The sequence below is a fragment of the Aminiphilus sp. genome, assembly GCF_029975095.1.
Classification (GTDB): domain Bacteria; phylum Synergistota; class Synergistia; order Synergistales; family Aminiphilaceae; genus Aminiphilus.
On record NZ_JARKPW010000089.1, the window covers coordinates 15,511 to 32,027 of the forward strand.

Genomic DNA, 16,517 nt, shown 5'->3' on the forward strand with positions numbered 1-16,517 from the left:
AAACCGGGAAAACCCCTCCAAGCGGCCGTTTCCCGGGAAATCGCCGGAAAGCTTCATGCACACAACGGAATGAAAGACAACGGACCACCCATATCTTCCCGGAAGAGGGGAGACGAGACGCGCATGGCGCAGAGCAGAACTTCCGGAACTGAAGACAACGAGGTGGAACGCCTCACCCTGGAAGTACTCGCGGAAAACGTGACACCGGTCGGCGCGGGGGCTCTGGCGGAGGCCCTCCGTTGCCATGGACTTTCTCTCAGTATGGCCACGGCGGGACGTCTCCTCTGGAATCTCGATTGCAAGGGATACACGGAGCGACGCAGCAATCGAGGGAGAGTGCTTTCTCCCTCGGGGAAGGCGCGCCTCGAAGAATTACGGGACGCGGGCACGCGGGAGATGCTCGCCCGGGAATTGCTTGAGGAACTCGCCTCCTCGGGCCCGAAGAAACTTCTGGACGTCCTCGGGGCAAGACGGGCACTGGAGCGGGAGACCGCCCGCCTTGCCGCCATTTTCGCCACCGAACGGGACCTCCAGGAAATCGGCAACTTCGCCGCGCTTCTGGATATCCGCAGCGGAAACGAAAACGCCGCAGAGGCCACGGACAGAAAGTTTCACGAGGCAGTGGCGAGAGCCGGGGGCAACCTCGTCCTCGCCGCGGCGATGAATCTCATTCGCCAGGACACGGAACTCGCCCATGTTCTCACTGCCATCCGACGCACGGGAAAACATCCCCTGGGCGGTTATCACCGGCCGATCTACGAGGCCATTGCCGCGAAAGATCCCACTGCCGCAGAACAGGCCATGCTCACCCACATCGACGGCATCATCGGAGATGTGGCGGCCTTCTTTCGGGAACATCACCATCTCTGACGACGGTCATGCAAGGCCGAAAACCCCTACGGCAACACGACAAAAGCGCCCCATACGCGGACAGGCCCCTTCCCGAAGGGAAAGAGCCTGTCCGCGTATGGGAAACGCTCTCGGGTAACAGCGTCGATGCCTTCCGGAGGAAAGAAGCGCCGGCGCTCTCTTCTTCAGGGAATGCCCAGAACGAGTTTCGCCCGGGCAAGAAGATCGTCGGGATCAAAGGGCTTCGTTATGTACTCGTTCGCCCCTGCTTCGGCCCCCTTGCGCCTGTCCGAATCCTGACACTTCGCCGTGAGAAGGGCCACATGCACGTCCTCCATCTTCCACACCTTCTTGATGGTGTGACAGACGTCGAAGCCGTTCTTCCCGAGCATCATCACGTCGAGAAAAACCACCCTCGGGTGCTCTTGCTCCACAATGCGCAGCGCCTCGTACCCGTCCTCGGCGAAGAGAAGCTCCACGCCATCCTTCCGGAGTGTCTCGAACACTCTGGTAAGAAGAAGTCGAATGACGGGGGCGTCATCCACCACCAGGACCTTTCCCATGACATGCACCTCTCCCTTCCACGGAAGCGTGGATTTTTCTTCCGAAACATTTTTTACGCTCCGCTTCCTCTCGAAAAACGAACGGGACGTATGGAGACAAGTCTATCATGGAAGGGCGACATCTTATGCACCGGAAGAACGTAAAGGGCGTTTCCCTTTCCCGTCATCTCGCCGTACAGGCCGGAGGCATCCTCGTGGTGGCCCTCCTCCTTCTCCTGGCGGGGGTCCACGCCATCGACCAGTACACCACGCGGGAATTCGCCGCCGGCTTTGAACGGGAAGCCGTGGAAAAAGTGACACAACTCCTGGAGGAACTCGAAACACAGGCCGCCGACGTGGAGCGAAACTATCAGGCCATTCTCTGGAACACCTTTCGTTCCATCCAGGACTATCTCTATTCTCAGGGCACATCCCTTCGGGAACTGCCCTGGGGCATCCTGGAAAACCTCATCGCAGAGGCGGAAATGGCGGTTGAACAGGAAAAACACATCCCCTTCAACGGACAGATGGAGTTCATCCTCTACGACGAAACCATGAGGGTTCGCCATTCGAACCGCTTCGCCGACGGAAGGCCCGCGGACAGGCGTACTCGCCGGACCGTGCAGCTCATGACTCTGGGTGAAATGCGCCTGGAGCGCCTCGAATTGGGTGACGCCTCGTCCCCGTCACTCATCTGCGGCGCCTGGTTCAACCTGGACGAATGGATTTTGGAAATCCGCATCACCATTCCGGAAGAACTCTTCGACCCCTTCTTCCGGCGCATCGCCACCATGCAGGGGCTCTCGTTCATCGCCGCCACGGGAATTTACTCCGCAGAGGACGGAATGCCCGCGTGGAAGGGGTTTTCTTCCTCCGCGCCGGGGCTCTCCGCCTTTGCGGCGGATTTTCCCCCCCGTGGAGGAAAAGGAGCGGGCGCTTCCTGGAAACGCGACGGCACTTCCACAAAATACCGCATTGTGCTTCCCTGGACGGGGACCGAACAACGCTCGACCTATTTCCGCACCCCTCAGATCCTGTTCATCCAACTCGATTTCGATGCCATGAAGAACATCTTTTCCAGACATCGCACGGCACTCCTCGGCGTGATCATCCTTTTCTCCGTCGCAGTGCTTCTTCTGTTCTGGAACGTTGCCAACGAGACATCCCGACCTTTTTCACGCATCGCCGAGGACATGCTCCGTTTTGCCGCCCTCAAGGAACGCTTCTCCAGGAAGAATTCCTCGGGCAACGCCCGCATCACCGAAATCATCGATCTTGAGCAGGCCTTCGATTCCATGTCCGAAGAAGTCACGGCAAGCCTGGAAAAAATGCGCCAGGCGGACAGGACGAAAAGCCACTTCCTCTCGGTGGTCTCCCACGAACTGAGAACACCCCTCACGTCCATCCTCGGCTTTTCGAAGCTGCTCCGCCGCCGTCTCGAATCCGTCCTCCTCCCCCTCTTTCCGTCATCCGACGGAGGCGCCCGGGCCGTGAAGGATTCCATCGACGAGCTGGACATCATTTTTTCCGAGGCGGAACGCCTCACGACGCTCATCAACGATCTTCTCGACATGGCGAAACTCGATGCGGGCAAGATGGAATGGCACATGGAATGGTACCCCCTGAGCGAGGTGACGGAACAGGCCCTCGCCGCAACGAGGGTTCTTTTCAACGAGGACCTTGTCTCCGTGCGATCCTCCGTGTCCAGGTCGCTGCCGGCTCTTTACGGAGATCGCCGGCGCATTCTCCAGGTTCTGCTGAACCTCCTCTCCAACGCGGCAAAATTCACCCTTTCGGGCGAGGTTCTCGTTTCCGCAACGCTTCTGGGCGACGAGGTCGAGGTGAGTGTCGCCGACACGGGAATCGGCATTCCACCGGAGAACCTGCTCTCCATTTTCGAAAAGTTTCGCCAGGTCAACGAAGGGCCGGAACAACATCGTCAGGGTACAGGACTGGGGCTTTCCATCTGTCGGGAAATCGTGGAATATCATGGAGGACGCATCTGGGCGGAAAACGCCCCGAAGAGAGGGAGCATCTTCCGGTTCACGCTTCCCGTGAGGATTGGAGACGACGGAGAAACGTTTCCATCCCCGCATTCCGTTCTTTTTCAATAGACATTCCTTCCATGCCCTCGGGAGGGATGACAGGCACCGACGGAAGGAGAAAGACATCATGGTACCTTTCACGAAAATGCACGGCAACGGAAATGATTTTCTCGTTCTGGAGAATCTTGGAACCGCTCTCGAAGACGACCTTCTCTCCGCTCTTGCAACGGCCCTGTGCGAACGGCGGCATTCCCTCGGGGCCGATGGCATTCTCGTGGTCGAGCCCTTTCGGGACGGGAAACTCCGTATGCGCATCTTCAACGCCGACGGCTCCGAGGGAGAGATGTGCGGCAACGGAGCCAGGTGTTTCGCCCGTTACGCAGCAGTCCGGAAACTGGCACCTCCGGAGATGACCTTCGAAACTCTTGCGGGGCCCATCACCGCTGACGTGACCGAGTCATCCGTCATCATCGGCATGGGGAAGGTGTCTCTGAAAGAGGCGCTCTTCGATCATCCCTGGACCGACGGGGAGCGCGATCTCCCGCTCAACGCCCTTACCGTCGGTGTCCCCCATTGCGTCGTCTTTCCAGAGCACCCCGAGGAATGGACACCGGAACGGATAACCCTGCTCGGCAGATCCCTCGACCGACCGACCCCGCTTTTCCCCTCGGGAACAAATGTGAATGTCGCCGCACGACTCTCCTCCTCCTCACTCCGCGCCACCACCTACGAGCGCGGCGTGAACGCCGTCACCCGTTCGTGCGGCACGGGCTCCATCGCTTCGGCACTCGTGGCGGCCCGCTTGTTCGGCATGGAGTCACCCATCCGGGTGGAAAACCCCGGGGGCGTGAACACCGTCCATTTCGAGGAGAGCGAGGAGGAACTGGTCTTCAGGATCCGTCTCGAAGGGGAAACCACCTTCGTCGCCGAAGGCACGCTCTCCGCGGAAGGGCTTCGGGAACGCCTTTCTCCGGAGTATCTCGCACGTCTCGACAAGGCGCTTCGCCGCGACTGACCATGTCTCCCCGGAGAACCATCCCCGCCGGAGGCAGGAAGGAAATTCCTCCGGAAAGACAGGACGGGAACAGGCCGTTCCGGCTGGAAAAAAGGCTTTCGGGACGGATGCTCCTCTTCCTGTGCCTTCTCCGGGTCGCCTTCACGACGTTTCCAGCCATGGCCGGAGAGACCGCAGGAACGGGTTTCGGGGATGCGAAAGCGCTTTTCGTCTTCGCCAGGGGAGGAGATTCCATCGACCTGGACCCTCTTACCATGGAGGACGCGGAGAGCGCCAAGGTGTGTTTCCAGGTCTGCGAACCCCTTGTCCGGATCTCCTTCACCCCGGCCGGACAGGTTCTTCCACAACTGACTCCATGGCTCGCCAGCTCCTGGGATGTGTCTCCCGACGGAAGGACATGGACTTTCTTTCTCCGGGATGGTGTGCTCTTTCACGACGCCACTCCCTTCAATGCCGAGGCGGTCCTCTTCAACCTGAGAAGAGGCGCTGATTCCGGCCTCTGGCACTACGATTTCGAAAAAATGGAGGCACTGGATATCTGCACAGTGCGGCTGCGCCTCTCCATCCCCGTCACCCCTTTCCTTTTTCTCTCGAGTCTTCCGCTGATGATCTCCCCGGAAACTGCCCGTAAAAAGGGGGAGGCATTCCTCCGGGAACACCCCGTGGGAACGGGGCCGTTCCGTTTCACGGAGTGGCGCAAGCAAGAGTACATCCTCCTCGAACGCTTCGACGACTACTGGGGCGACAAGGCTCGCATGGACGGCGTGCTCTTTCGTCTCATCGAGTCCCCCCTGGAACGACTGCAGGCGTTGCGTTCCGGGGACATCGACGCCTTCGACGGCGTCACGCCGGAGGTCCTTCAGCGGATGACGCCCAGGGATCGGGAACACCTTCGGCTTTTCTCCCAACCGGGCATGAACGTGGGATTTCTCACCATGGACACACGGCACAAACCCTTCGACGACCCCAGAGTACGGCGCGCCGTGGCCATGGCGATCGACAAGAAGCGACTCGTGACGGAGGTTTTTCGGGGCCTTGGCATACCCGCGGAGAACATGGTCCCGCCGAACAGTTTCGCCTTCGCCCCGGAACTCCGTGCGCTCCCCCACGACCCGGCGAGAGCGCGGGCACTCCTCGTTCAGGCCGGACTCGAAAACGGCTTCGACACGGAATTGAACGTCCTTCCCATTCCGCGCCCCTATATGCCCGACGGCGACGGCGTGGCGGCGCGAATCCGCGAAGATTTGGACAGGGTGGGTATTCGGGTGACCCTTGTCCGCAAAAACTGGGCGGAATATCTGGATGATTCCTACAACCACCGGTATCCGCTTTTCCTCGACGGATGGATCGGCACGACAGGAGATCCCGACGACTTCCTGCACGCCCTCTTCAGGAGTGACAGCGTAGACAATCTCAGCCGCTACGAGAACGACGACTACGACCGGTTCGTCATCGGCGCCCGCCGTTCCTGGGATCCGGAGGAGCGATTCATCGCCTATTTCCGAGCGCAGCAGCTTCTCCGCAACGAGGTACCGGTCGTTCCCCTGGCCCACGGGTACAATCTCGCCCTGGCGAGAAAAAACGTGGAAGGATTCCGTCTCTATGCCACGGGAGAATACCGTTTCTCGGAAATCTCGCTTACAATCCCATCCAGGGCGGAGGCACATACATCCGCACCTCCGGATCTTTCCGGAACGACGGTGACACTGCCGAAGGAGGAGAAAGACGAGTGAACAGACACATCTACGATTTCGACACGATCTACGACCGAGTTCCCACCTACGCGAAGAAATGGCATCCCTCCTATCTGGAGCCGATCTTCGGCTCCGGCGACGTTCTTCCCCTGTGGATCGCCGACATGGACTTCGCGGCCCCCCCCGAAGTGGTGGCGGCACTCCGGGAGCGGATGGCGCATCCCGTGTTCGGATACACCATGCGCAGCCCCGCGTTCTTCGAATCCGTGGCGACATGGACGGAACGACGCTATCGTTGGAAAATTCATCCCGACTGGATCGTTCCCTGCCCCGGCGTGGTTCCCGGCATCGCGCTGGCGATCCGGGCCTTTACGCTCCCCGGCGAAGGGGTCGTCATCCAGAGCCCCGTGTATCCCCCGTTCTTCGAAAGCATCAACAAGAACAGCCGCGTCACCACCGTCAATCGTCTCGTCGAAAAAAACGGAACCTGGGAAATGGATCTGGACGACCTTGAGAGATGTCTTGGAGAAAACACCTCTCTGCTCCTCAGCTGCAGCCCTCACAATCCCGTGGGCCGGGTCTGGAAACGGGCGGAACTCGAGGCCGTGGCGGAGCGTGCGCTCCGCTCGGGAACACTTCTCGTCTCCGACGAGATCCACGCGGACATCGTCTTCAGAGGTCACGCACACATCCCTCTGGCCTCCCTCGCACCGGAGGTCGCCGCACGAACGGTGACCCTCCTCGCCCCGAGCAAGACCTTCAACATCGCGGGACTGCAGACGTCTCTGGCGATCATCCCGGACCCGGACCTGCGCCGTACTTTCAGGAACGAACTGGAGAGTCTGCACCTCGAGGGCGGCAATCTCTTCGGCATGCTCGCCCTCGAAATCGCCTACGGACAGGGTGAGCCCTGGTTGGAGGCACTCCTCGCCTACCTCGAAGACAACCTTGACCTCCTCGGAAATTTCCTGCGGGACCGCCTTCCCTCGGTCGGCTACATCCGACCCGAGGGCACCTATGTGGCGTGGCTGGATTTCCGCTCCCTGGGACTCGCCCCGGAGGAACTGCAGCGTTTCCTCGTCCACGAGGCACGCCTGGCTCTCAACGCCGGAACGAGCTTCGGCCCAGGCGGCGAAGGCTTCGCCCGCCTCAATTTCGGTTGCCCGCGAACGCTCCTGTCGGAAGGTCTGACGCGTCTCGCCGATGCCGTCTCCCGCCTGGAGGGAAGGGGGTGCTGCTCGACAGAGGCATAACGAGTACTCCGTGACGTGCGCTTTGAGATTCCTGCCGGCAAAAACGACAGGAACGGCGGCCGCATCCGGCGGCAACGCCCGCCGGAGCCCGGCATCACCGAAAAACGGCAACCATTTCGAGGAGGGATTCGAAAGCCATGAGAAAGTTCGCGGTAATTCTCGCCTGTGCCGTGTTGTGTCTCTTCGTCGGTACCGCCCTTGCGGAGGAAGTCGTCAAGATCGGACACACCGTTTCTCTCACGGGAGGTGCCTCCATGTGGGGGCAGTCCGAGAAGCGGGCACTGGAGATGCTCATCGAAAAACTCAATGCCGAAGGCGGTGTGCTGGGCAAGAAAATCGTCCTCGTCTCCTACGACAACAGGAACGACGCGGTGGAAGCGGTGAACGTGGCACGGCGCCTCGTGGAGGACGGTGTCGTGGCCGTCATCGGTCCCGCCCAGAGCGGCAACGCCATCGCCTCGGCTCCGATCCTCGAAAAAGCGCAGGTTCCCATGGTGGTCACCACCGCCACGAATCCCTACGTGACGCTGGACAAGAAGACCGAAAAAATCCGTCCCTTCGCCTTCCGTCCCTGCTTCATCGATCCCTTCCAGGGAACTGTGGCGGCTCGTTTCGCCTTCCGCGACCTCAAGGCGAAGACCGCGAGCATCCTGTACGATGTCGGCAGCGATTACGGTCAGTGGCTCGCCAAATACTTCGAGGAAGCCTTCGCCAAGGAAGGCGGTCAGGTCGTCGCCAAGGAGGCCTTCCGCACGGACGAACTCGACTACCGGGCGCAGCTCGGCAAGATGAAGGAACTCAATCCCGACGTGATATTCATTCCCACCAGCCAGAAGGAAGCGGCCATGGCGGCCAAGCAGGCCCGGGACCTCGGCATCAAGGCGGTGCTTCTCGGCACGGACAACTGGGGCAGCCCCGACCTTATCGAACTCGGCGGCAGTGCCATCGACGGCGGCTTCTTCGTGAACCTCACGGACCTCGCGGACCCGGACATCCAGGACTTCGTCGCGGAATACCGCCAGAAGTTCGGCGAGGATCCGGTCCTTCCCAATCCTGTCATGGCCCAGGACGCGCTCCTGCTCATCGTGGACTCCATCAAGCGGGCAAATTCCTTTGAGGGCCCCAAGGTCGCCGAGGCCATGGCCAACACGGTGGGGCTCAAGGTCACCAGCGGCACGCTCACCATCGATCCCACCACCCATGATCCTCTGGACAAGCCCGCCGTGATCCAGAAGGTGGACGTGACGAACAACGCCTTTCCCTTCCACATGAAGTTCTATCCCCAGGACGTGAAGTAGCGGAAACCCGCCGGGAGAATCGGGAGAAAATCCCCTCTCCGACGCTGCGGGGATCGTTTTCTCGGGAACTCCGGGAAACGATCCCCGCAGCGAGAGGAACGAACCAGGGAAAGGAGTCGATCATGCTCCTGCAGACGCTCATCACGGGACTGTCCATCGGCGGGATCTACGCCCTCATGGCCGTCGGCTATTCTCTCGTCTTCAGCGTGCTCAACTTCAGCAATTTCGCCCATGGCGCAGTGATCATGCTCGGCGCCTACATCGGACTCGGGGTGGTCCGTTTTCTCGCGCCGAGCCTTCTTCCCGCAGTAGCCGTCGCCATGATCGGCGCGGGCGTCCTCGCGGTTCTCAACGAGCGTCTCGCCTACTCCCTGCTCCGACGACGCAAGGCCCCCTCCCTCTACCTCATGATCAGCGCCATGGGATGCGCCGTCCTGCTGGAAAATCTCGTGTACGCCACCATCGGATCCCGTTTCTACGCCTACCCGGAGTTCTTCGCCACGTCGGTGGTGACACTCGCGGGAAGTACCGTGAGCCTCCTGGATCTCTTCGCCTTCATTTTTTCCATCGGCGCCATCGGAGGACTGCATCTCTTCCTCACCCGCACCAAGACAGGAATCGCCATCCGCGCAGGCGTGGCGGACATGACCATGTGCTCCCTCATGGGAGTGAACCTGGACCGCCTCATCGCCGTGGTCTTCTTCCTCGCCGGAGCGTTCGCCGGTGTGGCGGGCATCTTCCTCGGCATCAAGTACCTGGTCTATCCCACCATGGGATGGATCACCAACAAAGCCTACATCGCCGCCGTCATCGGAGGGCTGGGAAGCCTTCCGGGGGCACTCATCGGCGGGCTCATCCTCGGCATCGTGGAGACCCTCGTCTCCACCTATATTTCCAGCGTCTATCGCGATCTCTTCAGCTTCGGCCTGCTCATCGCCCTGTTGCTCTATTTGCCCAACGGTCTCCTGGGACGCGAGACAGGAGAAAAGGTATGACCCGAGGAACGAAGCACATCCGTTTCCACGCCAAGGAGGCGACCAGAGCATGAACTATATTCTCTCCATCGTCACCCTCGCGTGCATCAACATGGTGGCCGTCCTCGGCGTAGCGGTCTTCACGGGATTCACCGGACTCTTCTCCCTGGGACACGCCGCGTTCGTGGGCATCGGCGCCTACACGTCGGCCATCCTCACCTACTACTACGACGCGCCTTTCGCACCGTCCCTCGGAGCGGGCATGATCGTCGCCGCCTGCGTGAGCCTCATCATCGGCATTCCCACCCTCAAGGCGAAACTGCGGAGCGACTATTTCGCCATCGCCATTCTGGGCTTCGGAGAAGGACTCCGGGTCCTGCTCGAAAATCTCGAGATCACCAACGGCGCCAGAGGGCTTCCGGGCATCGAACCCCACACGACCCTTCCCGCGGTGCTTCTCGCTCTGGCACTCTCCATCTGGGGCGTTCGGAACTTTCTCACCTCCCGATGGGGCAGCGCCTGCATCGCCATCCGAGAAGATCCCGTGGCGGCGGAAATGGCTGGGGTCAATCTCTTCCGAACCCGCCTCCTCTCCCTGCTCGTGAGCGCCGCCCTCTGCGGCCTCTCGGGAGGGCTTCTGGCGCATTATCTCTCGTTCATCCAGCCCGTCATGTTCACGCTCGTGCAGTCCACCATGCTTCTCGCCACGGTCATCGCCGGAGGCATGGGGAGCATCTCCGGTCCTCTGCTCGCCTCGTTCATCTTCATCGCCCTCCCCGAGGCACTCCGGGTGGCCCAGATCTGGCGCCTCGTCGCCTACGGACTCGTGCTGGTCACCATCGTGGTCTACCGTCCCCAGGGATTGATGGGCTACACGGAGCTTCCGGCGGTTCTGCGAAAAGTCTTCGCCCCGGGCAAATCCTCGGCGCCGTTTTCCACCACGCCGTCCTCGCCTCGGGAGCAATCCACCGAAGCAGTCCCGAAGACTGCGGCGACGCCTTCCCCCTCCGGCGAGGGAGAGAAACCGCCCCTGCTCCGTTTGGAGCACCTCACCAAGAACTTCGGCGGCATCCGTGCCGTGGACGCGCTCTCTCTGTCCGTTCCCGAAGGAGCCGTCTACGGCATCATCGGGCCGAACGGAGCGGGAAAGACCACCGTCTTCAACCTCATCACCCGGGTCTACCGCCCCGATGAAGGAGTCATTCTTTTCCGGGAGAGATCGCTCCTCGGTCTCGCTCCGGACGCCATCGTCCACGAGGGCATCGCCCGAACGTTCCAGAACATCCGGCTCTTCAACCGCCAATCCTGCTTGGAGAACGTGCTCACCCCCCTTCGGCAGCGCGCTCCCTACGGTGTGGCCTCGGCGATCCTGCATCTGCCCTCGGTGGGACGCGCCGAGCGGGAACTGAAAGCCCGGGCCATGGAACTGCTCACCGAGATGGAACTCGCCGCCTACGCGGACGCACCGGCGGCAACCCTGCCCTATGGTCTCCAGCGCAAGCTTGAGATTGCCCGCGCTCTTGCGATGGGTCCCTCCCTCCTCCTCCTGGACGAACCGGCGGCGGGAATGAATCCCGAGGAGACCCGGGCGCTCTCCGCGCACATTCAGGAGATCCACCGGCGCTTCTCCCTGACGGTCCTCGTGATCGAACACCACATGGACCTCATCATGCGCATCTGCTCACGCATCGCCGTCATCAATTTCGGCGCCCTCCTCGCCGAGGGAACGCCCGAGGAGATCCGCAAGGACGAACGTGTTCTCGAAGCCTATCTTGGAAAGGGGAAGAGCGATCATGCCGCGTGAGTCGGACCACACCGTCCCGAACAGCGCCGCACCCGAGACGGAGTCCGCCGGAACGACTCCGGAAAGCGCATCGAAACCCTTGCTCGCCGTGGACACGCTCGACGTGCACTACGGAAAGATCCACGCGGTGCGGGGCGTCTCCTTCGCGGTGGCTTCGGGAGAGATCGTGTCCATCGTCGGCGCGAACGGTGCGGGGAAATCCACCATCATGTGGGCGCTCACGGGAGTCGTCCGTTCATCGGGAGGCCGGGTCCTCTGGGACGGCGAGCCACTCCCGAAATCCCCCCACGAGGTCGTCCGAAAAGGCCTGGCCCTCGTTCCGGAGAGGCGTCGCCTTTTCGCCCCCCTCACGGTTCGGGAAAATCTCGTCATGGGTGCCTATCTCCGCAAAGACAAGAATGTGGACAAGGACTACGAGCGGATCTTCACTCTCTTTCCCGTCCTGCGCCAACGTCTCGGGCAGCTCGCGGGAACTCTTTCAGGGGGCGAGCAGCAGATGCTCGCCATTTCCCGGGCGCTCCTGAGCGCCCCGCGGATGCTCCTCTTCGACGAGCCCTCCCTGGGACTGGCACCGCGCATCGTGGAACAGCTCATGGAGACCATCGTGGAACTTCGCAAGTCGGGTATCACCGTGCTCATGGTGGAACAGAACGCCGTGCAGGCCCTGGAGATCAGCGACCGGGCCCATGTCCTTGAAGCCGGAGCACTCGTGAAGGGAGGAACGGGAAGAGAGCTGCTCGACGACCCGGCGGTGCGCTGCGCCTATCTGGGAGAAATCGCCCAGGACGCAACCGCTTGATGTCCGAACCACCGGGGCGGAGCGAGAACCACCCTCGTCCCGGTGAATTCCTTCCGGAGCGGCCAGGGACGGAGCGACGGCCCAGAAAGGCAATACCCCGGAGCACTCTTCCGCACCCGAAAACAGCTGTCGTTGCACCTCGGACGTGGCAATCCGGAGGCAACGCTCCGGAAAAACCGCACTCCATGCCCACCGGGGTTTTTGCTTTGGAGGATCGTCGGCCTTCACGGAAACAGGCTTGAATGGAACCGGTGCTTTGGTATGGTTTCGACGGAGTGTCTTGGAGGGAACCAATGCCGCCGATTCGTGTATAATTTTCGCATTATGGCTGCCGAACAGATCTCCCCTACGGGAAAAGCATCTCCGTCCATGCCGCAGGCGCCCGCATCGGGATCCCTGTTGCGGGCACTCCGCTCCCGGAACTATCGACTCTTCGTCACGGGACAGAGCGTCTCCCTCATCGGATTCTGGATGCAGCGAATCGCCATGAGCTGGCTCGTCTACCGCCTCACCGATTCTCCCATCACCTTGGGAACGGTGGATTTCGTGGGGCAGGTGCCGATGCTCCTCTCCCTCTATACGGGGGTACTGCTCGAAAAATGGGATCTCCGGAAGACCGTTTTCATCTGTCAGTTCCTCTCCATGTGCCAGGCCCTCGCCCTTGCGGCGCTGACCCTTACGGACGTGGTACAGTACTGGCATGTGGTGGCGCTCTCCTGCTTCATGGGATTCATCAACGCCTTCGAACTCCCCGCCCGGCAGTCCTTCGTCATTTTCATGGTGGACCACAAGCAGGACCTGGGCAACGCCATCGGCCTCAACTCCTCCATCTTCAACCTCGCACGACTTTTAGGTCCCTCCATGGGAGGCATCACTATCGCCGCCGTGGGCGAAGGAATCTGTTTTCTCCTGAACGGCGTCTCCTACCTGGCGACCCTGGTCGCCATCGGCTTCATGCGCCTCACCCGGAAGCCCATCGCAAAACCCGACGGAGAGGGCGGCGTCCGCCAGAGCAAGATGGCGGACTTCCGCGAGGGATGGCGCTACGTCACCACCTTCGAGCCCATCCGGGACATTCTCCTCGCCCTGGCGCTCCTCTCCATCTTCGGCCTTCCCTACCTGATCCTGCTTCCCGTCTTCGCCCGGGAAATCCTCCACGGCGGTCCCAAAACGCTGGGTTTCCTCCTCACCGCATCAGGGGTCGGCGCATTGACGGGTTCCATTATGATCGCGCTCCGAAAGACTCCCGTCGGGCTCAGCAGGGTTGTGGCCTATACCCTCACGGGATTCGGGTGCGCCACCGGAGCCTTCGCCCTCTCCCGGTGGCTGCCGCTCTCCCTGCCGCTCATGGCATTTGTGGGCTTCACCATGGTGGTGACCCTCGTCTCCTGCAACACCCTCATCCAGACCCTCGTGGACGATGACAAGCGCAACCGCGTCATGGGCATCTACATCGTGGCTCTCATGGGCACAGGCCCTGCGGGAAGTCTTCTCCTCGGCTGGCTCGCCTCCGTCATCGGCGCGCCGCTCGCTCTCGCGTCGGGATCCGCAGTCTGCATCGTCACAGGCATCTCCTTCTGGCGCAGGTTGCCTCGCCTCTGGGCCAAAGCCGCTCCCATCTACCGGGCAAAGGGACTGCTTCCCCCGGAAGACGCCTTCGAGAGCGCCCCCTCCGCCGGGGCCGAAACGGCGCCCGCTTCGGCCTCCACAACGTAGCCGAAAAACACGTTCTGGAAGGTGCGTCTTTATGGTATAGTTATCAGAGTGACGTTGAGAATCTCGCGATGGGGCTCGCACAATACGCCGATGTGGCTGATGGCTCCTGTTTTCCGGTTGTCTCCGGAAACGGGAGCTTTTTTCTTTTCTTCACGAGCCGCCGGGGAGGGAGATTCGTGCCGAACGTACCGCGACGACGGCGTTCCGTAGCCATCACAATGTGTGTCTGTCTCGTGTCCTTTCTGTTCCTGTGGAAGAATTTCGGGGGTGTCGGAGGCGTTGTCGCGAAGGGAACACCTCTGCAAAATCTCCTCCTTCCGTGTTTCGCAGGAACAGGAGCACTGCTTCTCCTCGCAGGAGCATTCGGCATGGTACGTTTTCTCCTGACCCTGACGGAGCGGAAAAAACGCGACAAGAACGACGAATCCTTCGTCCTCGTCCGTGCTCCACACAAGCTCTCCTTTGCGGACGCCCTGATTCTCCTTGCCGTTCTTGCCGCGAGCATCTTCATCGGAATCCGGATCATTCCGTTTCTCGGAGAACATTTTCTCGCCCTTCCTTCCGGACGAACGTCCATTGTCTCGGCGGCCCCCGGAAACGGCACCGGAGAAACTCCCCCGCCACCCCTTCGAGACGGCACGAAAACGGCGGAAAACGGCTCCCCCTGGGCAGACCTGCTCGCCTCGGAATTCACCCTTGGAAGTGTCCTGCTCGGAGGGGCGTTCCTGCTCTTTCTCGTCGCCGCTCTCCGTAATGCACCTCCCACACCTCTCGTGGCGCTCGACGAGGGAGCCATACACCCTCACCGGGCTGGAAACGACGCGCTCCTCCACGGAACAGACTGGATCACCCTGCGACGACTTTCCCCCCGAGAGGCCGTGATCGCCGCCTACCTCCGTTTCGTGCACTGCCTCGCCGACACGGGGTATTCCCCCTCCGCCTCACACACGCCGGAAGAGCGACTCGCCCTGCTTCCACTCCCGCTCCACCCCCTCCGGGAGCCCCTGGCAAGACTGACGGAACTGTTCGAGGTGGCCCGCTACTCTCTTCGCGCTCTCACGCCGGAACAACGCGACGACGCCGTGGACAGCGCGGAATATCTTGTCCGGGTCCTGACCGTCTCCGAGACGCCCTCAACGAGGAGGGACAAGACATGAACAGCGGCATGCCCCGAAAAAACCCTCTCTCGGCTGTGCGGTTGCTCGTTCTCGCCCTGCTGGGAATCCTCACGTTTTTCGGACTGCCCCGCCTGCCGGAACACTTCGCCTCCCCCGTTCTTCATCTCGTGGCGCTGTGCTGTTTCTGCCTCGCCTGGGGAGGTTCCCGCGCCGCCGTAAACGCTTCCTGCGAACCCGATCCCGAAAAGGGTCGATTCTCCCTTTTCCGCCTCGCCGGACTGCTTCGGAACCGCTTCTCGAAAGAGAAAGCGCTTCCTTCCGAAATCGTGACACTGCGGAGACTTCTTCGGAGCGAACGGAGAAAACGTTTCCGTTCATGAACGGATCGATCCAAACCTTACGCTTCCAAGGAAAGGTCGTGCTCCACGATGTTCCTTTCCCGACCGGAAACATTCGATTCCGCAACAAAAGGAGTGACACAGCCATGACAACGCACGTGCACCTCACGCAGATCACCGAAGCCGCCGCGCTTTGTCGAAAAGCACTGGAAACAGTGCAACGCCATATCATCGGCAAGGAGGCCATGCTGGAAGCCATTCTCGCGACGCTCGCCGCGGACGGCCATCTCTTGCTGGAGGATGTTCCCGGAGTAGCCAAGACCAGAGCCGCCAAAACCTTTGCGGCGGTACTCGGCCTGGAATTCCATCGCATCCAGTTCGTTCCGGACCTCCTTCCCGCGGACATCACGGGAAGCCTCGTCTTCGACACGAAACAAGGCACCTTCTCCTTCCGGAAGGGCCCCCTTTTCACCTCTTTCCTCCTCGCCGATGAAATCAACCGGGGAACACCGAAGACACAGGCGGCACTCCTGGAGGCCATGCAGGAACGACAGATTTCCGTGGACGGCAAAACCTTTGTGCTGGAACGTCCCTTTCTCGTCATCGCCACGCAGAATCCCATCGAGTTCGAAGGGACGTATCCTCTTCCGGAGGCACAGCTCGACCGCTTCATGGCCCGCCTCGGCATGGGCTATCCTTCGGCGGAGGCGGAGGCGGACCTGCTTCTCCTCAATGCCCGCCGTGAAGAGGAAAACGCCCTGCCCTCCCCCGTGATGAGCCGGGAGGAATTCCTGAGAGTCCAGGACGCGGTGGAACAGGTTCACGTGGACGACGACCTCAGGGACTACATGGTTCGCCTCGTTCGGGCGACCCGGGAGGACCGTCGTATCCGTCTCGGCGCCTCCCCCAGGGGGACACTGGCGCTTTTCCGCCTGTCCAGAGCGAGAGCGCTCCTCAAGGGAAGAGAGTTCGTCCTCCCCGACGATGTGAAAGCCGTCGCGACTCCGGCCCTCGCGCATCGTCTCGTCCCTGTTCCCGAACTCTGGGCGGAGCGGATCACCGGCGAGGAACT

Annotated in this window: 14 protein-coding genes and 1 riboswitch; of the genes, 13 read left to right on the plus strand and 1 reads right to left on the minus strand. The window is 61.3% G+C overall.

The genetic code is table 11. From position 1 onward, the window contains the following. The first annotated feature begins 123 nt into the window (after nt 1-123). Nucleotides 124-870 (plus strand): FCD domain-containing protein, encoded by a 747-nt coding sequence (locus tag Q1K49_RS05260; protein ID WP_300523612.1) that lies wholly within the window; start codon nt 124-126, stop codon nt 868-870. Between the two features lie 164 nt (nt 871-1,034). Here the strand turns inward: Q1K49_RS05260 and Q1K49_RS05265 are convergent, their stop codons facing one another. Continuing rightward, nucleotides 1,035-1,412, minus strand: coding sequence for a response regulator (locus tag Q1K49_RS05265; protein ID WP_300523614.1), 378 nt, complete (start codon nt 1,410-1,412; stop codon nt 1,035-1,037). A 107-nt stretch (nt 1,413-1,519) separates the two neighbouring features. Between Q1K49_RS05265 and Q1K49_RS05270 the strand changes: the two genes are divergently transcribed. The 12 genes from Q1K49_RS05270 to Q1K49_RS05330 form a co-directional block, all read left to right on the plus strand. After that, nucleotides 1,520-3,505 carry a HAMP domain-containing sensor histidine kinase gene (locus Q1K49_RS05270; protein ID WP_300523617.1) on the plus strand — a complete coding sequence of 662 codons (1,986 nt, stop codon included), beginning with the start codon at nt 1,520-1,522 and terminating at the stop codon, nt 3,503-3,505. A gap of 58 nt (nt 3,506-3,563) precedes the next feature. Further along, nucleotides 3,564-4,451 carry a diaminopimelate epimerase gene (gene dapF / locus Q1K49_RS05275; protein WP_300523620.1) on the plus strand — a complete coding sequence of 296 codons (888 nt, stop codon included), beginning with the start codon at nt 3,564-3,566 and terminating at the stop codon, nt 4,449-4,451. A gap of 107 nt (nt 4,452-4,558) precedes the next feature. Further along, entirely contained in the window at nt 4,559-6,184 is a 1,626-nt protein-coding gene (locus tag Q1K49_RS05280; protein ID WP_300523623.1) for an ABC transporter substrate-binding protein, read from the plus strand. Next, a complete protein-coding gene (locus tag Q1K49_RS05285) occupies nt 6,181-7,398 on the plus strand; it encodes a PatB family C-S lyase (RefSeq protein WP_300523625.1) in 1,218 nt (405 codons plus the stop codon). Before Q1K49_RS05280 ends, Q1K49_RS05285 begins: the two co-directional genes overlap by 4 nt. 137 nt (nt 7,399-7,535) lie before the next feature. Further along, nucleotides 7,536-8,696, plus strand: a complete 1,161-nt coding sequence (locus tag Q1K49_RS05290; RefSeq protein ID WP_300523628.1) for an ABC transporter substrate-binding protein — start codon at nt 7,536-7,538, stop codon at nt 8,694-8,696. A gap of 122 nt (nt 8,697-8,818) precedes the next feature. After that, entirely contained in the window at nt 8,819-9,691 is an 873-nt protein-coding gene (locus Q1K49_RS05295) for a branched-chain amino acid ABC transporter permease (protein ID WP_300523631.1), read from the plus strand. A gap of 49 nt (nt 9,692-9,740) precedes the next feature. Then, on the plus strand, nt 9,741-11,474 hold the full coding sequence (locus Q1K49_RS14860) for a branched-chain amino acid ABC transporter ATP-binding protein/permease (RefSeq protein ID WP_366146040.1): 1,734 nt from the start codon (nt 9,741-9,743) through the stop codon (nt 11,472-11,474). Next, complete coding sequence (locus Q1K49_RS05310; RefSeq protein ID WP_300523634.1) at nt 11,464-12,273, plus strand: ABC transporter ATP-binding protein; 810 nt, start codon at nt 11,464-11,466, stop codon at nt 12,271-12,273. The genes Q1K49_RS14860 and Q1K49_RS05310 overlap by 11 nt, the downstream gene beginning before the upstream one ends. 369 nt (nt 12,274-12,642) lie before the next feature. Then, a complete protein-coding gene (locus Q1K49_RS05315) occupies nt 12,643-13,989 on the plus strand; it encodes an MFS transporter (RefSeq protein ID WP_300523637.1) in 1,347 nt (448 codons plus the stop codon). Nucleotides 13,990-14,044: 55 nt separating this feature from the next. Next, nucleotides 14,045-14,105, plus strand: a riboswitch (Fluoride riboswitch). Between the two features lie 252 nt (nt 14,106-14,357). Continuing rightward, nucleotides 14,358-15,146: a DUF4129 domain-containing protein gene (locus Q1K49_RS05320; protein WP_300523639.1), complete on the plus strand. Its 789-nt coding sequence runs from the start codon at nt 14,358-14,360 to the stop codon at nt 15,144-15,146. Then, complete coding sequence (locus tag Q1K49_RS05325; protein WP_300523641.1) at nt 15,143-15,487, plus strand: hypothetical protein; 345 nt, start codon at nt 15,143-15,145, stop codon at nt 15,485-15,487. Before Q1K49_RS05320 ends, Q1K49_RS05325 begins: the two co-directional genes overlap by 4 nt. Before the next feature lie 104 nt (nt 15,488-15,591). Further along, nucleotides 15,592-16,517 (plus strand): MoxR family ATPase (locus Q1K49_RS05330; protein WP_300523643.1); only part of this gene is annotated, 926 nt, incomplete at its 3' end.